Annotated in this window: 19 protein-coding genes and 1 tRNA gene; 8 read left to right on the top strand and 12 right to left on the bottom strand. The window is 38.6% G+C overall.

Going from position 1 to position 22177, the window contains the following annotated elements; all coding sequences use genetic code 11:
• Positions 1 to 14 precede the first annotated feature (14 nt).
• The gene (locus ACP6L2_RS14360) at positions 15 to 2597 is read right to left on the bottom strand and encodes a putative LPS assembly protein LptD (RefSeq protein ID WP_440510024.1); all 2583 of its coding nucleotides are present in this window, start codon (positions 2595 to 2597) and stop codon (positions 15 to 17) included.
• 214 nt (positions 2598 to 2811) lie between these two features.
• On the opposite strand from ACP6L2_RS14360, the gene ACP6L2_RS14355 reads away from it, so the two are divergent.
• Genes ACP6L2_RS14355 through ACP6L2_RS14345 form a run of 3 tightly spaced genes read left to right on the top strand, consistent with a single transcriptional unit; the run spans position 2812 to position 5659 of the window.
• A complete protein-coding gene (locus ACP6L2_RS14355; protein WP_440510023.1) occupies positions 2812 to 3717 on the top strand; it encodes an N-acetylmuramoyl-L-alanine amidase family protein in 906 nt (301 codons plus the stop codon).
• Positions 3718 to 3776: 59 nt separating this feature from the next.
• Complete coding sequence (locus ACP6L2_RS14350) at positions 3777 to 4655, top strand: N-acetylmuramoyl-L-alanine amidase family protein (protein ID WP_440510022.1); 879 nt, start codon at positions 3777 to 3779, stop codon at positions 4653 to 4655.
• 56 nt (positions 4656 to 4711) lie between these two features.
• On the top strand, positions 4712 to 5659 hold the full coding sequence (locus ACP6L2_RS14345) for an MlaD family protein (RefSeq protein ID WP_440510021.1): 948 nt from the start codon (positions 4712 to 4714) through the stop codon (positions 5657 to 5659).
• Between the two features lie 434 nt (positions 5660 to 6093).
• Here the strand turns inward: ACP6L2_RS14345 and ACP6L2_RS14340 are convergent, their stop codons facing one another.
• The 5 genes from ACP6L2_RS14340 to ACP6L2_RS14320 all read right to left on the bottom strand — a co-directional run bounded on the left by ACP6L2_RS14340 (position 6094) and on the right by ACP6L2_RS14320 (position 11334).
• The gene (locus ACP6L2_RS14340; RefSeq protein ID WP_440510020.1) at positions 6094 to 8151 is read right to left on the bottom strand and encodes a prolyl oligopeptidase family serine peptidase; all 2058 of its coding nucleotides are present in this window, start codon (positions 8149 to 8151) and stop codon (positions 6094 to 6096) included.
• 200 nt (positions 8152 to 8351) lie between these two features.
• On the bottom strand, positions 8352 to 9857 hold the full coding sequence (gene creD / locus ACP6L2_RS14335) for a cell envelope integrity protein CreD (RefSeq protein WP_440510019.1): 1506 nt from the start codon (positions 9855 to 9857) through the stop codon (positions 8352 to 8354).
• A gap of 4 nt (positions 9858 to 9861) precedes the next feature.
• Complete coding sequence (locus ACP6L2_RS14330; RefSeq protein WP_440510018.1) at positions 9862 to 10353, bottom strand: Coq4 family protein; 492 nt, start codon at positions 10351 to 10353, stop codon at positions 9862 to 9864.
• A gap of 61 nt (positions 10354 to 10414) precedes the next feature.
• A complete protein-coding gene (locus ACP6L2_RS14325) occupies positions 10415 to 10717 on the bottom strand; it encodes a winged helix-turn-helix domain-containing protein (protein WP_344673506.1) in 303 nt (100 codons plus the stop codon).
• A complete protein-coding gene (locus ACP6L2_RS14320; RefSeq protein WP_440510017.1) occupies positions 10714 to 11334 on the bottom strand; it encodes a hypothetical protein in 621 nt (206 codons plus the stop codon). Before ACP6L2_RS14320 ends, ACP6L2_RS14325 begins: the two co-directional genes overlap by 4 nt.
• Positions 11335 to 12106: 772 nt before the next feature.
• On the opposite strand from ACP6L2_RS14320, the gene ACP6L2_RS14315 reads away from it, so the two are divergent.
• Positions 12107 to 12188 (top strand) — tRNA-Leu (locus tag ACP6L2_RS14315).
• Positions 12189 to 12257: 69 nt separating this feature from the next.
• On the top strand, positions 12258 to 13595 hold the full coding sequence (locus ACP6L2_RS14310) for a trigger factor (protein WP_440510016.1): 1338 nt from the start codon (positions 12258 to 12260) through the stop codon (positions 13593 to 13595).
• 278 nt (positions 13596 to 13873) lie between these two features.
• On the opposite strand, the gene ACP6L2_RS14305 is transcribed toward ACP6L2_RS14310, so the two are convergent.
• Together ACP6L2_RS14305 and ACP6L2_RS14300 are read right to left on the bottom strand one after the other, a co-directional pair.
• On the bottom strand, positions 13874 to 14527 hold the full coding sequence (locus ACP6L2_RS14305; RefSeq protein WP_440510015.1) for a hypothetical protein: 654 nt from the start codon (positions 14525 to 14527) through the stop codon (positions 13874 to 13876).
• 187 nt (positions 14528 to 14714) lie between these two features.
• Entirely contained in the window at positions 14715 to 16193 is a 1479-nt protein-coding gene (locus ACP6L2_RS14300; protein WP_440510014.1) for a DUF3943 domain-containing protein, read from the bottom strand.
• A 183-nt stretch (positions 16194 to 16376) separates the two neighbouring features.
• On the opposite strand from ACP6L2_RS14300, the gene ACP6L2_RS14295 reads away from it, so the two are divergent.
• Positions 16377 to 17066, top strand: a complete 690-nt coding sequence (locus tag ACP6L2_RS14295) for a hypothetical protein (RefSeq protein ID WP_440510013.1) — start codon at positions 16377 to 16379, stop codon at positions 17064 to 17066.
• A 73-nt stretch (positions 17067 to 17139) separates the two neighbouring features.
• Here ACP6L2_RS14295 and cysM read toward each other — a convergent pair whose 3' ends face one another.
• From cysM to ACP6L2_RS14275, 4 genes are read right to left on the bottom strand one after another with little or no spacing between them, the layout of a single operon-like run.
• A complete protein-coding gene (gene cysM / locus ACP6L2_RS14290; RefSeq protein WP_440510012.1) occupies positions 17140 to 18012 on the bottom strand; it encodes a cysteine synthase CysM in 873 nt (290 codons plus the stop codon).
• On the bottom strand, positions 18012 to 18821 hold the full coding sequence (locus tag ACP6L2_RS14285; protein WP_440510011.1) for a serine O-acetyltransferase: 810 nt from the start codon (positions 18819 to 18821) through the stop codon (positions 18012 to 18014). Before ACP6L2_RS14285 ends, cysM begins: the two co-directional genes overlap by 1 nt.
• 32 nt (positions 18822 to 18853) lie before the next feature.
• The gene (locus tag ACP6L2_RS14280; protein WP_440510010.1) at positions 18854 to 19237 is read right to left on the bottom strand and encodes a DUF3037 domain-containing protein; all 384 of its coding nucleotides are present in this window, start codon (positions 19235 to 19237) and stop codon (positions 18854 to 18856) included.
• Positions 19227 to 20012 (bottom strand): HipA family kinase, encoded by a 786-nt coding sequence (locus ACP6L2_RS14275; protein ID WP_440510009.1) that lies wholly within the window; start codon positions 20010 to 20012, stop codon positions 19227 to 19229. Before ACP6L2_RS14275 ends, ACP6L2_RS14280 begins: the two co-directional genes overlap by 11 nt.
• Before the next feature lie 407 nt (positions 20013 to 20419).
• On the opposite strand from ACP6L2_RS14275, the gene ACP6L2_RS14270 reads away from it, so the two are divergent.
• Positions 20420 to 20959 (top strand): DUF1599 domain-containing protein, encoded by a 540-nt coding sequence (locus tag ACP6L2_RS14270; protein WP_440510008.1) that lies wholly within the window; start codon positions 20420 to 20422, stop codon positions 20957 to 20959.
• 12 nt (positions 20960 to 20971) lie between these two features.
• Entirely contained in the window at positions 20972 to 22177 is a 1206-nt protein-coding gene (locus tag ACP6L2_RS14265) for a BT_3928 family protein (RefSeq protein ID WP_440510007.1), read from the top strand.

Raw genomic sequence — 22177 nt, 5'->3', positions numbered from 1 at the left:
TGGATTTATCGTGGTTAATAGACGTAATGACTCTGTCGTTTCGTCAACTTCAAATCTTGTAGTATAGATGCCTTAGCTCGAATGGTGATGTTGTAACTCTTGAATCGTCCCATCGGAACCCATCCTATGGACATATCCCAACAGTGCAAATCGCGATATATACTGATCTGGGTTGCCGTAGGCTCATTATTTACAATATCATAGGTCGAACTAAACTGTACTTTCCATTTTGGGGTAACATTAAAGTCACCATGTATACTAACAGTACTGGTTAATCGGGTTTCCATTCTTCTGACTTGGTTGTCAAAGACCCTGGCATAGTTCATACTGAAAGACCCCGCCAGATTCCATGGAATATTGAAATCCACAAAAGCATTTGGATCAGTACTAATCCTTGCCAAAGCATCTGCTTGCTCCTTCGTCATATTAGGCATACTATTACGCAAGGAGTCAATATTATCACTCCGCCTTTCATTAGCCTTCGGATTGAAGCTATAGTCAAAGGAAAGCCCCATATTCGTTAAACGAGCAAGATTACCATCCTTTATAGCAAAACGATCAATCCGTTGTCCGGTATATTTATCGTAGGAATAAGGATCAAAGGATCCACTAAAGTTGATGTTTACCTTTTGATTGAAGAGTGATGTACGACCTGAGAAACTAATCTGCGACAGCTTCAAGGAGTCAGCAGCCATATTGTAGTTACCAGAGAATGTCAGACCTTGAATGATAGGTATCTTCTTAAATCCAGTACCAGTAGTATCCTTGTCATCTCTAATTTTTGCTTCAATATTGTTATCAATGGAGAAACCTATACCAAAGGATTTACCCTCAGATGGTGAACCATAAATTCCATTTTCAAAAATAGAATACCTTCTGGTCACCCCGGTGGTATCCATGTAATTCTTGAAATAGCCATAGCGCTCGATTCCAAAGTCAGGACGATAATTCACGTTTACCGATGGCGTAATAACGTGTCGAATACCTTCTATCTTACCCATCTTAGGATACATACCATATACCTTGGTCGAAAGACCTGAGGATACCGAATAATCATAAGCACGTTTAAATCCTTGAATCGTATCGCGTACCATTTTATAACCATTCAGCTGATTAGACAATCTATTGCGAACAGATTGTAAATACCAACGCTCAGTGTAATTTACCGATGTATTAAACTGGAAATATTTGAAGGCATTTAAACTTAAACTCACCGGAATGTTATGTTGCATACCGTTGGTAAAATCCTTAAGCGATTCTTTACGGAATAACAAGCTATCCATTGTTACAATACGGTTTTGTGCTTGCATGCTATAACCAACTGTAATACGTTGATACCACTTCTGCTCACCGATACGATCTTTAGAGTCAAAAGGGTTAAAGGTTGACACGTTTAAACTGATGGTAGGTAAATCCAAGGACAAACGACCAGTTGCTAAATCTTGCTCATGGCGTAAGTTGGAAGTGAAGTTGATCTTACCATCTGCAAATACTTTACCGTAGGCAATGGAAGAGTTCATACGGTTATTGGTAGCTGCTCGCATGTCATAAGTACCACCGGCAGCAGAACGTTGCAGATAAGATCTAGAACCAAAGTTTACCGCAGCAGAGAATGAAGTACCTGGATTAGCCTCTTGTCGTTGTGTGTGATTCCAAGTAAAGTTGAAATCCTTACTACGTCCATAGGATGGGGTACCCTCTACGCCTTCCACGAAAGAACCATAGCGCAAATTGAAGTTACCACTGAACTTATAGTTCACAAGATATTGCGTACGAACGCTAGCTTCCCAAGTTCCCTTAGAGTATAAGTTACCACGAATCTCTGAGTCCCAATAATCATTGAATGCCAAATACCAACCTAAGTCACGCATCGCGAAACCACGGGCAGCATCTTCTCCAAAAGATGGAAATAGAAATCCTGAACTCTTTTTATCTTGTTTTGGAAAGAATCCAAAGGGAATAGCAATAAATTTTAAAGGGATATTTTCAACCACCAAATAAGATGGTCCAGCAATAATTTGCTTTTGCGTAATTACCCCTTTACTGATTTGTATGCCAAAGTGGGTATGCGGATAGGGCAAATTACAGGTACTGTACAAACCCTTGTACAGTGACATTTCATCGTAAATATTCTTACGAACTTCTCTAGCTTGAATATAACCACCATCTACTTCGGTCATGACACCAAAGGTTTTTGGCACTTGTGTTTTATAGTTATACAACAAGGAATCCACCGCAATTGGTGCTTCTCCAGGCATGATCACCACGGGTCTACCGACATATTTCCCGTTATGGTCTTTAACTCCAGAAGCAAATAAAACATTGGTATTTCGGTCTAATCGAATGTAATCAGCGGCAAGTTCAAAGCCTTGGTATTTTACTTTAGCACCTTTGAACAAGTGTAGAATATTTTTACTCACTTGATTCCAAGAGGAATCATTGGCGGTAATGGTGACCACCGTCTCCAGTCCACCTTCATCTTTCATATGGACCGTATCCTGTCCAGAAACCTCCTTAAAGCTGTTTTTACTGGTATCCTGAAGAACATTCTTCGTGGTATCATTTGTAACAGATTGCTCTTTGGAAGTCCTTTCCACCTGGCCCTGTACACAAGACAATCCGACGAAAAAAAGCAATAGGGTAAGGAAAAAACAACTTAAAGCCTTCAAAATGAAATATGAATGTTATTTTTGTGCTAATTTTAAACTCTTGTTGGCAAAAATAGTCAAAAATCCATAACAACAATTAGGATTTTAATAAAGTTAATCATATTTAACAGTTTACACGAAATACACACTGTTGAGTATAAAAATGGAGAAGTTGGAAATGAATCTTAATCGAAGAACAAAATTAGCCCTTATTTTTTTGGGCATTACTCTACCTGTATTATCCTTTGGTCTTTTTGTTGGAGAAATCAATGGAAAGAACATAAGCACTGATCAAGTTAAGGAAAGCAACAGCAATAAAGCGATGAAGTTAATCGTTATTGACCCAGGACATGGAGGAAACCTTCCGGGTGCTGAGGGAAGAATTTCTGCTGAAAAAGACATTACCTTGCAAGTATCTCTTAAACTCAAAGAAGCTATAGAAAAAGAATTACCTGGTGTAAAAGCTATCCTGACACGGGAAAAGGATGTAGATGTTCCTTTTCGAGAACGCTCTGAAATAGCCAATAGAAACCATGCTGATTTATTCTTGTCGATACACTGTAACTCCGCAGACTCAGATCAACGTGTAAAAGGAAAGAACGGTCGTTATACTACCCGTACTATCCGTAGACCAAGTGTTAGTGGAACAGAAACTTTCGTGTGTGGTTACAACCGTCTTCAACGTGGAGAATCTACTGTTGCCATGCGTGAGAATGCCGATATCTTAATGGAAGAAAACTATAAGGAAAACTACGGTGGTTTTGATCCAAACAACCCATCTACTTATATCATCTTCTCCCTTTTAAAAAGAACTTATCGCGATAAGAGCATTCGTTTTGCATCGTACATTCAAGATGAATATGTACGCTTAGGTCGTGAGAACCGTGGTGTGCAAGAATTATCCTTAGCGGTACTGGCATTTGCTAGTATGCCTGCTGCTTTAACCGAAATAGGTTTTATCAGTAATCCCGATGAAGAAAATTATATGTTGTCTCAAAAAGGACAAACTGAAATTGTTGGCAACATTGTTGATGCAGTAAAACGTTATAAAACCAGCTCAGGAATGTAATAGCGGATTGCAACTTACAATTTAGACCTGAGCCTTGAAAAACAAATAATTATTTAAAATTGAAGAGGCTAGTAAACAAGAATCCAAACGTAGTGAGAATATTAGGGCGAACGGCTATTTGTTTAATTGTAATAGTTTTTGCGGCTTTTAAACCGATTGATCAAGACAAGGATCAAGAAAAACCAAAGAAAGAACTTCGTACCATTGTATTGGATGCTGGGCATGGTGGTCATGACTCTGGCGCCGTAGGACGTGTCTCCAAAGAAAAGGATATCGCTTTACAGGTCGCTTTGAAACTTGGCAATAAAATCAAAAAAGAATTCCCAGGAATTAAAGTAGTCTACACACGCTCTACCGATGTATTCTTGCCTGTCTATGCAAGGCCTAAAGTAGCCAACCAACACAATGCTGATTTATTTATTTCCATTCACTGTAACTCCGGAGGGACAACCTCTAGAAGAGTGAAAAACAGCCGTGGGAAATACGTTACGCAACGCGTATTGAATACTTCTGCAGCCGGAACAGAAACATTGGTTTTGGGTTTTGGACGTACCGGTGAACAGGATGTGGCACTTCGAGAAAACGCATCCATCTTATTGGAGGAAAACTATAAAGAAAACTACGGTGGATTTGACCCTAAAGATCCATCAACTTATATTGTATTTTCATTGATGAAACGCCGCTACCGTGAGCAGAGTATCCGAATCGCCAGCTATATGCAAATGCAATTCACCAACTCCAAACGTACGAACCGTGGTGTGAAGGAACAATCCTTAGGAGTATTAGCAACAGCAGGTATGCCAGCGGTACTTACCGAAATCGGATTTATCAGCAATCCGGAAGAAGAACGTTACATGAATTCCGCTGCAGGTCAAGAAGCAATCGTAACAGATTTATTCAATGCAATAAATAACTATAGAAAATCCGTTGAAAAATAAAGTTTTTCTTAACTTGCTGTATAATTATTTGTAGATACTCTTAAAATCGAATCATTTTGAAAATTTCTAATGAAACTAAGGTCGGTGCGCTTACCTGTATTGCTATCGCCTTGTTATTTATTGGTTACAGCTTCCTAAAAGGAAACAACGTTTTCAGCAGTGAAAACGTCTTTTATACAGAATACGACAATGTGGATGGGCTTGCCGTATCCAAACCCGTATTGGTAAATGGTTTTCAAATCGGTCGTGTTTCCAATCTTACTCTGCAACCCAATGGCAAGATTAAAACAGAATTTAAAATTAAAGATGATATCGATATCCCTTCCAATACGGTAGCACGCATTGTCAGTGCCGATTTATTGGGAAGTAAAGCTATTGTTTTCGAATTGGGAAACAGTACTACAATGGCCAGAAATGGTGACCCCCTTCTTTCTGATGTTCAAGCAAACCTGATGGAAAAGGTAGAACCTCTACAAAAGAAAATCGAAAACCTAGTAGTAAAATTAGACTCTGTATTATCTGGTGTAAACTCCGTATTGGATGAAAACTTCCAACGTGACTTCAAAAGTTCGGTTCACAGTATCTCTGTCTCTTTGAAAAACCTGGAGAAAATCACCAATGACGTTGATGGTTTAATGGGCAGCGAACGCGCTAAGCTAACTAACATCTTAGCGAACTTAGAGTCCATCACCAATAACTTCAAACAAAACGACAAGAAGATCAACAGCATCCTTGCTAATCTTGATAACCTATCGGATGATCTTTCAAAAACAGAAATCAAAGCAACCATCGACAATGCTAATCAAGCAATGTTAGATGTACGTGCGATCACCAATAAAATCAATAACGGAGAAGGATCCTTAAGCCTACTCCTAAACGACGACAAACTCTATAACAACTTGGCAAACTCCTCAGAAAGTCTAAACGAACTAGTAAACGACCTGAAGAAAAACCCAGGTAAATACTTGAAGATTTCTATTTTCGGGAAGAAAGACACGAAGTAGATGTGAGACCGCTGCGCTATAAGATTTGAGATGTGAGATTTTGCATTGTCAAATCCAAGAAGAATAAAATAATAAAGGTCAGTGCTAGCATTGACCTTTTTATATTAATTGAATATCCATTTATTTTTGGAATTAAGTGTTTTATTACTGAAATAAGCGGTCGAAAAACTGCTAATTATGCTTCAAATTTTCACGAATATTTGTAGGGTCGATGCATGCATCGACCGCATCATTAATACAATAAAGATTTAAAAACACCTTAAATAGCATAGGATATTCTATTCGTTTCAATGATGGTTTATCATCAGAAATACAAATAAGCACAAAAGCGGTAGATGCTTCCATCTACCGCTTTTGAATTTATTTACTCTCTCCCCTCTTTCTCGCCATTCAATGTCTCACATCTCATATCTAACAGCGAAGCGGTCTCATATCTACTCAAGCGTTTCCCCCAACCAGCCAAAGAACTCTCTTTGCCATACTTGTGCGTTTTGTCCGGAGAGTACCCAGTGGTTTTCATCTGGTAAATACATAAAGCGCGATTTAATGCCACGCAATTGTGCGGCTTGGAATGCTTCTTGGCCTTGTCCGATTGGAACACGGTAATCCTTGCCTCCTTGGATGATTAAGATTGGTGTATCCCATTTATCGACATGACGCATAGGGTTAAATTCGGTATAAGTCTTTTTATTCGCAGCATCCCAATAAGGACCTCCAAGGTCATGATTCGCAAAGAACAGCTCTTCTGTGGTACCATACCACGACTCCATATTGAATAGTCCACAATGCGAAATAAAGGTCTTAAAACGACCTTCATGTACGCCTGCAAGTTGGAACACCGAATAACCACCATAGCTCGCGTCTACAGCGCCTAAACGGCTCTTATCTACATAAGATTCTTTGGCTAGATCATCAATAGCGGACAAGTAATCGCGGATGGCCTGTCCTCCCCAATCTTTGGAGATTTCCTCATTCCATTCCACACCCCAACCAGGCATTCCTCGACGGTTCGGAGCTATTACAATATAACCTTGCGATGCCATCAACTGAAAGTTCCAACGGAAAGAATAAGATTGTGTCGTTGCTGATTGTGGTCCTCCTTGACAGAACAATAATGTTGGGTATTTCTTAGCCGGATCAAAATTTGGTGGATAGATAACCCATGAGAATAAATCCATCCCATCTGAGGCTTTCGTTACACGGCTCTCAACTTTGGTATCGGCAATCTGGCTATATGCTGCATCATTGACCTTCGTAATTTGACTCAATTCCTTCCCTTTGAAAGGAAAGAAAAATACCTCTGTAGCACGAGTCATGCGAGTGGAAGTTACAACTAAACCATCTTTCGTTTCGCCAACTATACCCGTGATATCAAAGTCTCCTGCTGTCAATTGATTGATCTGAGGCAAAGACTTTACTCGGAAGTTAACAGGTACCAACACTTCAAATAACTGAACGGTACCTTGAACAGGCGCTACAAAATAAATGCGTTTATTGTCCTTGCTCCAAGTATATGAATTCACGGTACCATCCCAATGGCCAGTCAGATTTAATTTTATATTGGATTTAGATTCGAATACATAGATATCGTTCTTGTCGGCTTCATAACCATCGGTCTTCATGCTCAACCAGGATAATACATTCCCTTGTTTATTGAACTGCGGATTGGTATCATAACCTTGCATTCCCTCTGTGACATTGGAGGTTTTCCCACTTGCCAAGTCATAACGATAAATATCGGCATTGGTACTAACGGCATATTCCTTCCCAAATTTCTTTTTACTCACATAATAGATCGACTGTCCATCAGGAGACCAAGAAAAGTCTTCTGCACCTCCAAAAGGCATCTGAGGTGAATAAAATGACTCACCTTCCATGATGTCTTTTGCTTCTCCTAACTTCCCATTATCATAAGTCGCTACGAATGGATGGTTAAAACGTCCATCCATCCAAGTATCCCAATGTCTGTAATCAAGGTTATCATAGATATAAACATCCGACTTTGGAAGGTCTTTATATTTATCAACGGAATGATAAGGTTTTATTAAAACGGATTTGCTAAAAAGGATATGTTTACCATCTGGCGACAATTTCACATTTTCCAATCCTTCTTCCACATGGCTTAACTGCACAGCATCTCCACCACGAAGATTCTTTCTCCAGATTTGTCCTTTAAACATATACAGGACATCGCCATTAGGCTCCACCTGAATGACAGATTCTCCTCCAGCCTCATTGGTGAATTGCTTGGCTTCGCCACCTTTGGTTGGAATAACAAATAAGTTCTTCTCGGATTTGTTCTCCTCGAACTGATAGTTGGAAACTGAATAAATCAATTGGGATCCATCGGCTGAAATACCTTCGGCAGCAACTCTACCCAATTCCCATAATTTCTTTGGTGATAAAGCTTCGGAGCCGGTACTTTTCATTGTTTTAACTGCAAGCTTGGGACGCTCCAGTTTATCATTAACATCTATTGTTCGTTGTGCCATAGCCATATTACTTATTAATATGCATGCGCCAATCCAGGTAATTTTCCGCATAGTATATTTCATTTTGCCTACCAATTTACTAAAGTTGGCAGGCAAAGCGAAATATAACACAGATTTCAGTACTTAATAGCGCTTATGACTATGCCATAGCAGCCAAATGCTGCTGAGGTACATCCTTAAAGATATTCTTCCTAATTTGATCATTTTCTTTCCGATAAATTCCATTCAATCTTGGTGGACAAACGCATAAGAACAGCCAAGATGACAAACAGACCAATCATACCTACGATTAACGAGTAATCTTGTAATTGCAGTAACACATAAATGAACAAGTAAAATATCGAAAGAATGACCCCAAACAACATCGCTGATTTACGGTTTTTAGTAATCCCCATAATGTATGTGGATATTAAGACCATGGTCGCTAATGCAGAGACCAGGTATGCCCAGTTAAAGCCCAAATGCTCAGAAATTGCCAATAATAAACCATAGAATAATACCATTCCAATTCCGATTAACACATATTGAACAACATGCACCTTTTGCTTTTTGATCAATTCCATGAAAATCAAAGACACAAAGGTCAATCCTACAACCAAGATTCCATACTTCGCCACTCTAGTGATCTTCTGATAGTTGTTCACCGATGGCAGGAAGTTAATCTGCACCAGATCCAAATCATTTGAAGTCTCTATATTTTCATTGCTACCGGATGTCACAGCGTTTGCAGCTGCCTGAGATTGCATATAGGCTTCTTCAGAAGTAGACATCATACGGTCTTCTGAATTGAGCTCCAATCCTTGGAATTTAAAAATGATACTTGGGGATCCTGTCCATTGTTGAGGTACTTTCCTGGTAAATGCTGGAATATTCCAAAGCGCATCAAATGTTTGACCTACTTCTCTTTTTTCAGGTAAAAAATTACCGTTAAAGCTTGGATTCGACCAATCACCCTTTACTTTGATTTGGGTTTGCTTGGCTAAAGGCAAAAAATTCAAGGACTTGGAACCTCTTAATTCCAATGGCAAGGAAAATGCCTGCTTCACAGATTCTGGTCCTTCCAAGGGTACTGTGACAGTTAAATTCTCTCGGAATAAGCGAACTTCCTGATTATTCTTTGTCAGCTCATAAGGCTTACCTCCCCAAGTTATAACCGGGTTTTTGGACAATCCTTTGAAATCTTCAATCCCTACAATCAATTTTGATTCTTTCCATTTCAAATTCGCTTGGTCTACAGGCAATTTCTCCAAGTCAAAGCCAGTGAAATTTCCATTTATATCTACCTTTGTACTGTACAATATGGATTGATAAATTCCACGTTTTTTGACCTCAGGCTTAACCTCACCATTCACCTTCACTTCATTAGGCATCAAAAAAGCATATTGCGTGACTTTCGTCTGAATGGTTTTGGACTTTCCATCAGGCAATGATTCTATTTTTTCCTCAATTGCATCATATGGAACAGCCAATACAGGACCTAGTATGACTTGGTCTGTACCCCATTTCATCGCTATTTCCCGGCTAACACTTGATCCTCGGTCCTTACGCTCTCTAATTAGATCGTTTACCATCTCTAATGGTATCAATAAAACGAGCGTCAGAAAAAATATGAAGATCACTTTCAAGATTACTGATTGACTCAATTTTTCGAAGAATGATGGCTCCTTAGGAAACCTTTCTTCTGTGGGTTGATTAAAATTTTCCATGCGTTTAGTATTTGATATATGCGTAAATATGTTTTGTATAAAATGATTGTCGAAGAACTTGCACGTCCATATGCAAGTATTCCTTAAATTCTAGATGATGAAACTTTTTCATTGTCTGCCCTTTTCGGAAAGAAGAACGGTAATAGCGAAAATGTTCTGGAAATATGAATGTACCTACGAGTAACATGCCGATTAAGTAAAAGCTTAGCTTGGAGTTCCCAAATAAAAGGTATTGCATAGCGATCTCATCCTTAATCTCGGTATCCGTCTCCGTAAGGATGTGAAAGACATCGTGGTTTTCCAAGGTTGGCATGACGTCAAATCCCTTATCCCTATAAAATTGACCTAATTTATAGCCTAAGGAATTCTTAGGATAGTTTAGGAAATCTTCCTTAGCTATCCCCCACGGCGTTTTTCCAGCTTTAAATATTTTGGCATAGATGCGTGAAGAATGATCGTAAAGCCATAACATAAATTTTAAGCGAAGTCCTCTCATATTTTTTAGTTTTTTAGTTTTAAAAAGTACTTTGTATTTCAAAGTAATGGTATAAAAAAAATTACTTGTACTGCTGTTTTATCAAATTTTCTAGGGCTGCTAAGTGATTTTCAAATGCTTTAGCTCCTTTTTCTGTTTTACTATAGCGTGTATTCGGTTTTCTGTCAACAAAAGATTTCGTGACATTGATATATTCTTCTTTTTCTAAACTTTTCAAATTGGAGGCAAGATTTCCATCGGTTACTTCCAGCAATTCTTTTAAGGAATTAAAGTCATAGGAATCATTAGCCATCAGAATACTCATGATCTGAAGCCTAATCCTATTTTCTAAAACCTTGTCATATAATGATAAATCTAAACTCACTTTTCGTATTTCTTATGCACGATTAATCCGTAAACTATGTGTAATACACCGAATCCTAAGGACCAGAACCAGATGCCATATCCAGGGAAGGCCAAAGCTAACAAGCCTAGGACAATTTCCAAAATCCCTAGCACCCGAACTTCGCGAAAAGTATAGGTACTGGCAGCTGCTAATGAAAGCCCATAAAAGATCAGTAAGCTTGACGCGATTAAGCCAAACACACCTTTGCTGATCAGAATAAGTGAAAATAGTCCACCGGTTACCAATGGAACGGCCATAGCTTTTAATAATGCTTTACTTGTCGGGTTCCAAATGGATTGTCCAGATTTCTTTGCCTTTGCCTTAGCCATACTTATTCCAAGGATGATGGACAGCAATAAAACTAGCAAAGCAATCCCTGCTAATTTCCAAATGACCTGTTCATCCAAAACATAGAAATCTCTGTACCCAAATTCGCTCTTTGTTCCATACACGGTAAAATAAGCAGCAGCGGCACCCACCAAAGCAACACAGCCTATGACAACTCCCGACATACCTGAGATAGACATGAACTTGGAGGACTTCTCCATCATCGAGCGTATTTGACCTATTTCCTGAAGTAAATCTTTCTGATTCATAAAAGTACTTTGTGTTTCAAAGTAATGTAGAATATTTCATATCACAAAATATTTTTTACTTTTTTTCTGCAAGCACTTAGACTTTCCATTCCATTTGTCTAAAAATGACCTATACCTATTTTTGCAATTTACTTTATAGCTATCGAGGTTCACCTTGTCTCCTATTTGCTTAAGGTTTGGGTATGTTTAAGCTTATGAAGACTTAGGGTTGGGTTCGAGAATACAAAGGAATTTCTTAGGATCTGATATGGATCTTGTTCGGATCTCGTTCGCTTCTAACCGAACGAGATCCGAACAAGATCCGAAGGAGTTCCGAAGGAGATCCGAAGGAGTCTCGAACCCAACCCCTAGACAACCCCTAGACAACCCCTAGACAACCCCTAGAGAACCCCTAGAAAACCCAAAGTTTAGTAAAGTGAAAAAAGAAAGCAGACTACATATCAGTGCCATGAGAAATAGGTAAAAAACGAAGCGGAGATGGGATACAGATGAGGGGCAATATATGTATAGAATTAGCTGATTGGCGGAATGTAGTTATAGAACAGGGAATCTGTCGAAATTGGATAAAAAACATCCTAAATAGCGTTTAATAGCGTATCAGGGTGAATGATGATAAAGCATCCTGTAAATAAATAAGAGAAGGCCAGAGGTAATATTAAAAATTAGGGACTTAACAAACAAGCACTTACGGTTGATAAAGTAAAAAAGGCAAAAAAAGTCTTGACATATATAGGATAGGTTTCTATCTTTGTGGCTCAATAAAATCCTAACTGCGGAAGTGGCGTAATTGGTAGCCGCACCAGACTTAGGATCTGGCGCCGCGAGGCGTGGGGGTTCGAGTCCCTTCTTCCGCACTTGATGTCCTCCCGAAACTAATTATCGGGAGGATTTTTTTTTAAATTGCAAAAAGGTAAATAACGAGTATGAATATTTCACACCAGAACATTGATAACATCAACGCGAATATCTCGGTAGAGATTACTCCAGAGGACTATAACCCTCAAGTTGATAAAGCAATCAAGGATCAAGCAAAGAAGGCTAAATTACCAGGATTCCGTCCAGGAATGGTTCCTACAGGTCACATCAGACGTATGTATGGTAAATCTATTTTGTTTGATGAAATCAACAAATTGATCAATGATAAAATCGCAGAATACATCGGCGAGCAAAAGTTAGAAGTATTGGGTCAACCACTTCCTGCTGAAGGCGAAACTGATGAGAAATACAACTGGGATTTTAAAGATACCTTTAACTTCAACTACGAAATCGGTATTGCTCCAGAATTCGAAACTCCATTCACTGGCGAAACTGAATTCACAGAGTACGATATCCAAGCTGACGAAGCTACTCTTACAGAACGTATCAAAAACTTACGTCGTAGCTACGGTAAAATGACTAACCCAGAGGTTTCTGAGGAAGGTGACGTTTTATATGCGACATTGAAACAAGATAAAGAAGATGGTATTGAAAAAACTACTTCCGTTCGTACAGACAGCATTGAAGATGCAAAAATCAAAAAATCTTTAGTAGGTCTTAAGAAAGATGATACCGTTAAAATCGATGTGAAGAAAGCATTCAAAGTTGCTGACTTAGCGCGTATTTTAGGTGTTAACGAAGAAGAAGCAGAAAACCTAGACGTTACTAACTTCGAATTGACAGTTAAAAACGTAAACCGTTTAGAGGAGTCTGACTTAAACCAAGAGTTCTTCGATAAATTGTTCCCAGAAGGTGATGTAACTACTGCAGAGCAATTCAACGAGAAAGTTAAAGAAGAAGTTGAGAACTTATTCAAGCAAAATGCTGCTCAACGTCTTCGTAACGATATGTACACTTTCGGAATGGAAAAAGTGGATGCAAAATTCCCTGAAGCTTTCCTTAAGAAATGGTTACAAGCAACTAACCCTAACTTGAAAGCAGAAGAAATCGAAGAAGGTTTCGCTGATTTCTTGAGCAACTTGAAATGGACGATCATTGAGAACCGCATCGTTACTGCTAATAACTTAGAAGTGAAGTACGACGAAGTTGTTGATTTAGCAAAAGAACGTATCTATGCGCAAATCAAGATGTACAACATCAATGAAGAGCCTACTGATGAGCAGTTGCAACAATTCGCAATGCAATTATTAGCAGATAGAGAACAAGCTAACCGCTTATTCGAAGAGGTAAAAGCATTGAAAGTTTTCGATCAATTGAAAAATACCGTTAAGATCAAATCTAAAAAGATCGACTACGATAAATTTGAGAAACTAGATAGCAAATAAGCGATTTAGAATTAGTTATAAAATATCATAAAAAAAGGTTGACAAAATTTTGTCAACCTTTTTTTATGATAGATATGAGACCGCTTCGCTATTAGATTTGAGACGTGAGATTTTGCATGACCAGAACGAATAATTTAATAAGCTAACAACTCAGAGCAACGCAAGGAGTCTTTCTTACCTTTCACTTAGATTTGATTCGTAAGTATTTTAAATCCTCGATTGTCACAAGCAAAATCTCATATCTCATATCTCACATCTAACAGCGTAGCGATCTAAACTCAAAACATCATACTAAACCCAGTATTCAAATACGGCTGTATTTTTACTTTTTTGCCTTTGGTGTAGCTTAATTCAGGTCCTAGTTCCAGGTTGTACATGATGTTGTGTCCAAGGTTTCTGCGCATTCCCCAGAATATGGCATTTCTGGTTTGGAAGGTCGAGGAGAAATATTGTTCGGAATTGGAAACGCCATTGATTTTCGTGTTTTTTTCTGTCCAGCCTTCAATACCGTTTAAGGTTCTAAATCCAATATAATTCCCGGCATTGTTGCTTACGTTTGAACCCTTTCTAATTCTTCGATCTCGATCGTAGTAGTACCGATATCCAAGACCGATATAGGGAGAAAAAGAATGGGTGAACTCTTTGGATTTCTCACTACTGCTGGTCTCTTTGGTAGTTCCTAGAATGGTTTCATCGTGTTTACGAAACATGAAATTGTATTGAACCCCGGCAGAGAATTCAAATACACTTTTGTCTCCAATACCAGTTTCATACAGATAATTTACATTCGGAGTGATGATCGAAAGATTGATACCATGTAAACGCTGGAGTTTTACACTGTCTTGTTGGGCATGGGCATCCTGCCCATAGAACAAGCTTCCGAGCAGAATTAACACCGCAATACGGCTCTGCACATTGTAATTTTGAATCATATTCTTGTGAATTAGTTAATGAAACAAAACTACTTGAAATGAGCTATTGAAATTGTAAACAAAAGTTAATTAACATAAATAAAATGTTAAATATTATCTGTTTTGCGACTAATATTTGCGCCAAAACAAAATAAAGAGCAATTATATTTTCGTTAAAACACAAATTACCATGCTTTCATCTGGCCTATTAAAAGAAGATATTGTACCCGATGGACAAACTTCCATAAGGATATTCCCGATTGAAATCAGGGTATTGGTTGGCTTTAAAATGGCCTTGTAAGTTAAAGTATCCTGAACTTAAATTAATGGACCAACGCTTATACAATCTTAGGCTCCCTTGAACCTCTAGTCCATGGAGCACGTAATAGGAGTCGGTTCCAGAAATGGTATATAATATGGCACCATTATAATCCGCAGTCAATAGGAAACGATTCAGCAACATCAATTCGCCTTTAAATCGATAGGATGCCCCTGAGCCATAATTGTAGTTTCTACTGGCCCCATATAAAAGATAGGGATCAGGTACAGCACCAAGGACAATAGCCCCCGCCCCTACACTTAAGTTCAACCTATTTCCCTTTTTATATTTAAACTCAGACAGCCAGGTGTAATTTAAACTTTGTGCACCATAGAAAAACGCATCGTTATTGTAGAAGTTATAGTGGGCATTCAGTGTTCCGTAGTGATCTCCACGTTTTGATTTAAAGAATTTAGCGCCGTATAAGAGCGCATGAACATTGACAGCATTGATAAATGTACTATCGCCATTACCCAACTCCAGGTTCACGGAGAACTGATCAAATGGACGTTTGTAGTTATGCTCTCCATTGCTATAGACAAAACGTAAGCGACCATAGAAAGCATTCTTTCCTTTATTCAGGAAATCCCCATCCTTAGCATCAAAGCGTCGAATACCGGCATTTACTTCTGCGGAAATGATGGAAGAGTCAGCCTCGTAATAATCATCGATTTTCTTCCCCCATTTACCATCTAACAAACGATTTAATCCATTGACAGGATTCACCATCGTAGCTACTATTTCATTGCCAATTCGATTATGGCCGTGTCTACTTCGAGCAAGAATGTTTCGAGATACGCGGTGCATCATTTCTCCAAGCAGTACCCCGCCAAAACTGGTATTGACTAAATCATTGATGGATGGATGTTGTGTTTCACCGGCAGTCTCCCAAATATAGCTACCCGCTAAGGTCGCTAAAGTGGATTGGTAGAAATTATAACCGTTACTACGAAATGCATTGAAATAGATCTGTCCATGGAATGGGTGATCAATCTGATTGGTCGTAAATTGATTATCATCCCAATCCCAGGCACTAAAACGTTGATGATCTAAAAAGTTTTTAAAACTGATGTAAGAATAAGGGTCACGCGTAATAAATCGATTGAAACTAGCAGGGAATGCTTGTGCCAAGAACCATTCAGTACCAGCACGCCAAAATTTCTTTTCTCTCACAGGTTTAATTTCTGCCATTAACGTATCACGCAAGAACTTCGGAGGACTATAGCTATAAGGTGATTCCTGGTACTTTTTAGTTAGGGAATCTGCTGAGATGTTTCGAGAAGTGTCTTGTTGAGCATGTACTGTTTGCGAGGAAAGCAATGCAATTAAAATCGTTGTGATGGTAAAGAGAAACCGCTGTGTGATCAATGTAATGTCAATTTATGTAAAGCGCAAAAGTACTTAATACCCCTGGAAAGCAAAAATAGCTGTTGAAACAATATTAAAACATGACTTTCCGCATGATTTCTATAGCAATACAGCAAAACCACTAAAACTGTTTGCCCAAGTTATTGGTTATTAATATATTTAAGAACATCAAATCAAAGAGACATGAAAAGATTTTCGCTTATATTATTTGCCCTATTCCTTTCCGCTATTGTATTTGGTCAAGGAAAAAACACGATCAATGGTGCCTATCTCGCTAAGGATGGAAACACCAATTACCTTTGGTTATTGATAGATGGTTACAGTTCATACACGATATATGGTCCGGACAGCTATTTAGGTACTAGTGGAGGCCCGTTTAATTACGATGGTAAAAACATCAATATTAAGATCGAATATAACGACAAACAAGCTGACAAAATTGGAACAACTAAAACTATGGCCTTCAAGGTAGATAAAGACAAGGTTGTTGCAGATGGTTTAACCTTCAAACGTCTTCCGGCGAATAAGCAAGATTTGGATGGCTTATGGCGTATTACCGGACGTAAGGAAAATGAAAAAATCAATCAAATCCCACGAGGAGACCGGAAGACTATAAAGATATTGGTAGATGGCTATTTCCAATGGATAGCAATAAACCCTGCAGAAAAGACATTCTTTGGTTCAGGCGGTGGTACATACAGTTTTAAGGATGGGAAATATGTGGAGAACATTCTTTTCTTCTCTCGAGATAATACTCGTGTTGGTGCTACCCTAAAATTTGATGGAAAGGTAAATAATGGTGTATGGGAACATAGCGGATTAAGTTCCAAAGGGGCACCGATATTTGAGATCTGGACAAGAGAAAAGAAGTAATTCTAGTTTAATAATAAACAAATAAGGCGGTTAATTTTTCAATTAACCGCCTTGTTTGTTTTTATATGTTAGCTTATCCGAACAAGTCGGAGCTTAAGTATCGATCACCGCGGTCACAAACGATGAACACAATGGTACCCTCTTCTATTTCGTTTGCTACTTGTACCGCAGCATGAAATGCCCCTCCAGAACTCATTCCGGCAAAGACACCTTCTTTCTTTGCTAATGCGCGGGTCTTCTCTGTAGCGTTTGCTTGGGATACATCAATTACTCTATCTACTCTAGCTGGGTCAAATATTTTAGGTAAGTAGGCTTTCGGCCAACGACGAATACCTGGAATACTGGACTCCTCTGTTGGTTGACATCCTACAATCTGAATGTCTGGATTCTGCTCTTTCAAATACATCGAACAGCCCATAATAGTACCAGTTGTTCCCATAGCACTTACAAAGTGGGTAATTTGATGGTTTGTATCACGCCAGATCTCTGGACCGGTTGTTTTAATATGTGCTTTATAATTGTCGGGATTAGCAAATTGATTCAAAATAAAAGCTTCTCCTTTTGCTGCCTTTTCTTCAGCATAATCACGACATACCTCCATGTTCTCCAATAGGGTAACCTTGGCACCAAATGCTTCCATCGTCAATGTTCTTTCACGCGTAGAGGTAGATGGCATCACCAATTCTATTTCCAGTCCATACATGGAAGCAATCATTGCTAATGCTATCCCTGTATTACCAGAGGTCGCTTCTATTAATTTGCTGTCCTTATGGATATCTCCACGCTCCAAAGCAGATGAAATCATGTTTAATGCAGCTCTATCTTTGACGGAGCCGCCAGGGTTATTTCCTTCTAATTTGGCAAAGATCTTTACCTTCGGGTTATCGTGAAAATGGGTAATCTCCACCAATGGGGTATTACCAATTGTATCTATTATTCCTGCCATTATACGATGGGTTTTGTTTCTATAAACTTTGAATTGGGTTGATGATAAACAGTAGTATATGGATCGACGGAATTGGTTAACCAAACATTCCCTCCAATAATAGAATGATGTCCTACGACCGTTTCGCCACCAAGAATGGTTGCACCGGCGTAGATAATAACATAATCTTCAATGATCGGGTGACGTTGGGTATTCGCCAAATTCTTCTCTACACTTAATGCTCCTAAGGTTACACCTTGATATAATTTCACATGCTTACCGATGATACAAGTTTCTCCAATGACAATACCTGTTCCATGGTCAATATGTAGGTATTCATCAATCCTTGCTGCTGGATGAATGTCTATCCCTGTTTTGGAATGTGCATGCTCCGTAAGAATACGTGGAATCAAAGGAATCCCCTGCTGATGCAGTTCATGCGCCATACGATAAATGGCAATAGCAAAGAAGCCAGGATAAGTTCGGATTACCTCGTTTAAACTCTTTGCTGCAGGATCTCCTTCCATAATGGACTGCGCATCGGTTAACATAGTTTCGTAAATGTGCGGCAAGTGCAAGAAGAAATCTTCCGATACCTTTTTCACATTACAGCTGGAGCAAGCTTTAGTTTTCAATAGTAATTCATACAGATCAGACTCTGCTACTTGAAAGGCGGCTTTAACATCAGCAAGCTCCTTAAAATCACTGGAACTTCGTTCTGGGAACAGCAAGTGCAACAGTGAGATCGCCCATTGGGCAATACGTTTATTACTTGGCATATCTTGGACAGCCTGTTGCTTATCGAAGATATGTTCGTAAAATTCTTTCATATATTTTTAATACGATATTTTGATGCTTTTTATCAAAGCACTAGTTTTTCCATTAGTTGTCGATGCGTTTCTTCGGCATCAACACATAATCCGGGGTGTACAGCAGAACATTGAATCAAAGTACTTCGTTTTGCAGTTAACCAACGGAAGCGTTCCGTCTGATCCAATTGTGCTAAGGCTCCCCCCTCCTTATTTCCCTTACAAATATGATGCATACTTTGCAAATGCCCATAGATAAGGCTAAAGTCAATTTCTTTGGATAAAAGACAACATCGCTCTTCATCCACAAAATATAACAATTCAGCATAGCGTTGCTTCCGGCAGTATAGCAATACGCCGATATTGACGAACTCTTCACGCTCCACACGTGGCACTAGGCGGACAACCGCATATTCATATAAGGTACTAGCGGACATGTTGAATTTGATTAACAAAAACAGCAGAATTTGCTGCTCTTTGGGTTAAAAACTCCACATATACCTTGCGAACATCTTCTGCAGACAGCTCACGAACCTCATCAATTAACCATTCATCGGGAATCACATCCAGTATTGGCTTAATGTTTTCAGCTGTAAATAAAGCTTTATAGGATACGTCTATTTCTTCAACCTGTGTTGCTTTGTTCAATAAGACATGGTCTTTAATTTGTACAAAGGGCTTCATTATATGATCTTCCCAATTATCCCAGCTGTGGTGAAAATACAAGGCTGCACCATGGTCAATTAACCAGAGTTCCTTATGCCAAATCAGCATATTGGTATTTTTAGCCGTACGGTCCACATTCATCAATAAGGCATCTAGCCATACAATTTTTGAAGCTTCTTCGGCACTTATTTGATCAGCATTGGCATCAAAGGTAATGGCACCATTGAGAAAGCTAACACCTAGATTTCTTCCAACAGAGAATTTCAATAGGTCTTGGATTTCCTCATCCGGTTCAGTTCTTCCAAATCCTTCATCTAGGCAAGCATATACCATTTCTGGCACGCGCAATCCAAGAAAGCGTGCTAGCTCTCCGCCAATAAATTCGGCTACCAAAGCCTTCTTCCCTTGACCAGCTCCTCGAAATTTAATTACATAACTAAAGCCATCATCCGCATCCACAAGGCCAGGAAGTGACCCTCCTTCTCTAAACGGTTGAATATATCGGGTGATATTTACCTCTCTAATTTCCGGTTTCTGTATTTTCATCGTGTTTTATTCTGTAGTCTAACAGACTTTCATAGTAGTCTCCAGACAGTTGAAGCCATTGTGCAAATGCTGGTTTTATTATTATGCTTTGAACTTTTAAGGTTAGGAAATCTTGTCAAAAGTCATTAATAGATGACACTAATATTTCCTAGGCTATCCCCACAAGTTTAAAGTTAGCAATTCCCGTTTCTAATCCACATATTATTAGCGTTCTAAAAGTGAAATTCGATAATTGATGGCAAATACTAAAAAATCAAGCAGTAGAAAATACAAGATTTTCATTCGCCAAAGGTACTGTAAAGAGCAAAAATGAAAGAAAAGTATGGGAAATTGTACACAAATGTGACTAATTTCTTATGTTTATTCTGACTATATTTGTCAATTGAGCAATCAATCAAATTTACTTTATGGATACCACTACAGAATACAACCGTGTCATCGGTCATTGTCAAGATTTGTTTTTAAAGAAGACCAGTGATTATGGTACGGCATGGCGAATTATGCGTCCAGCATCTATTACAGATCAGATTTTTATCAAGGCACAGCGTATTCGCACGTTAGAGGTAAAGAAAGTTTCTAAAGTTGGTGAAGGCGTAATTGAGGAGTACATTGGTATTGTAAATTATTGCTTGATTGCCTTGATGCAATTGGAATTAACAGATGCTGACCCGATGGAATTACCTGTTTCTGAGGTCGAGCAGAAGTATAATCAGAAGGTCACTGAGACGCGTGATCTTATGCTAGCAAAGAATCACGATTATGGAGAGGCTTGGCGAGATATGCGTGTATCTTCTTTAACCGATCTAATCTTAATGAAACTACAACGCGTAAAGCAAATCGAAGATAATGATGGACAAACTATCGTGTCTGAAGGTCTTTCCGCGAATTATCAAGATATGTTGAACTATGCCGTTTTTGCCTTAATCAAGTTAGGCCTAGCAAAATAACCCTTAATAAATATGACGTTTACAGCAAGCAATTCTTCAGCAAAACCTACGAAACCTAATATTCTATTGTGGATCGCTAGAATTCTAGTCGGTCTATTGTTTATTTTCTCAGGACTGATAAAAGCGAATGACCCAATGGGTTTTGGCTATAAACTCGATGAATATTTCCATGTCTTCCACATGGCCTTCCTGAGTGACTTTAGCACTTGGATTGCCATTTTTTTATGCGCAATTGAGATCATTCTAGGTGGATTATTACTTATTGGGGTAGCTGGAAGAAAAGTAGCTTGGGGGCTATTGCTGCTCATCATATTTTTCACCTTCCTTACTTTTTACTCCGCTGCATCTGGTGCTGTGAAATCCTGTGGCTGTTTCGGCGATGCTATCCCTCTTACACCTTGGGAATCCTTTATCAAAGACTTGGTATTACTCGTATTGATCCTCATTATTTTTATTTATAGAAAGCAGATTAAACCCATCATCAAAAGTCCATTTACGCTTAATCTTTTAACCTTATTAATCGTAATAGTGTCTTTCGGTATTGGTATTTTCACTTTGTATTATTTGCCTTTTGTGGACTTCCTGCCTTACAAAGAAGGAAATAATATTCCTTCATTAATGAAAGTCCCTGAAGGTGCTGAACCAGATGTGTATGAGCATATCTACGAAATGAAAAACAAGAAAACCAATGAGAGCAAAAAGGTTACTGACAAGGAATACATGAGTCAGAAGCTTTGGGAAGATGAAGATTGGGAAATTATTGGTGAACCAAAAACAACCTTAGTTAAGAAGGGATTTGAGCTTAAAATACCTGATTTAATTATCTCTGACATGGACGGTACAGACCGAACTGAAGAAGTTATTAATAATCCATATTATAACTTTATCGTAACGAGTACCAATGTTTCAAAAATGTCTCCAATTGATCTTAAGGCATTGGAGAAAATCAACAATACTATTCGGGAGTTATCTGAAGATTATAATATTCGGGCCATTCTGGCAACCGCATCCTCATCTGATGAAGTTAATTACTTAAACGATCAGATGGATTTGGTATTAGAGACATTTTATGTAGATGCTGTACCATTAAAGAGTATGGTTCGTTCTAATCCAGGAGTTATGTTGATGCTAAATGGTACAGTGATTAAGAAATGGTCTTCTATTAATTTCCCAAGCAAAGAAGAGTTAATCAAAAACTATTTAGATAAGGCACCATAA

It is taken from the genome of Sphingobacterium lactis (assembly GCF_051951495.1).
GTDB classification, from domain to species: Bacteria; Bacteroidota; Bacteroidia; order Sphingobacteriales; family Sphingobacteriaceae; genus Sphingobacterium; species Sphingobacterium lactis_A.
The sequence above is the reverse complement of the archived record's forward strand: the minus strand, read 5'-3'. Positions and strand labels throughout refer to the sequence as shown.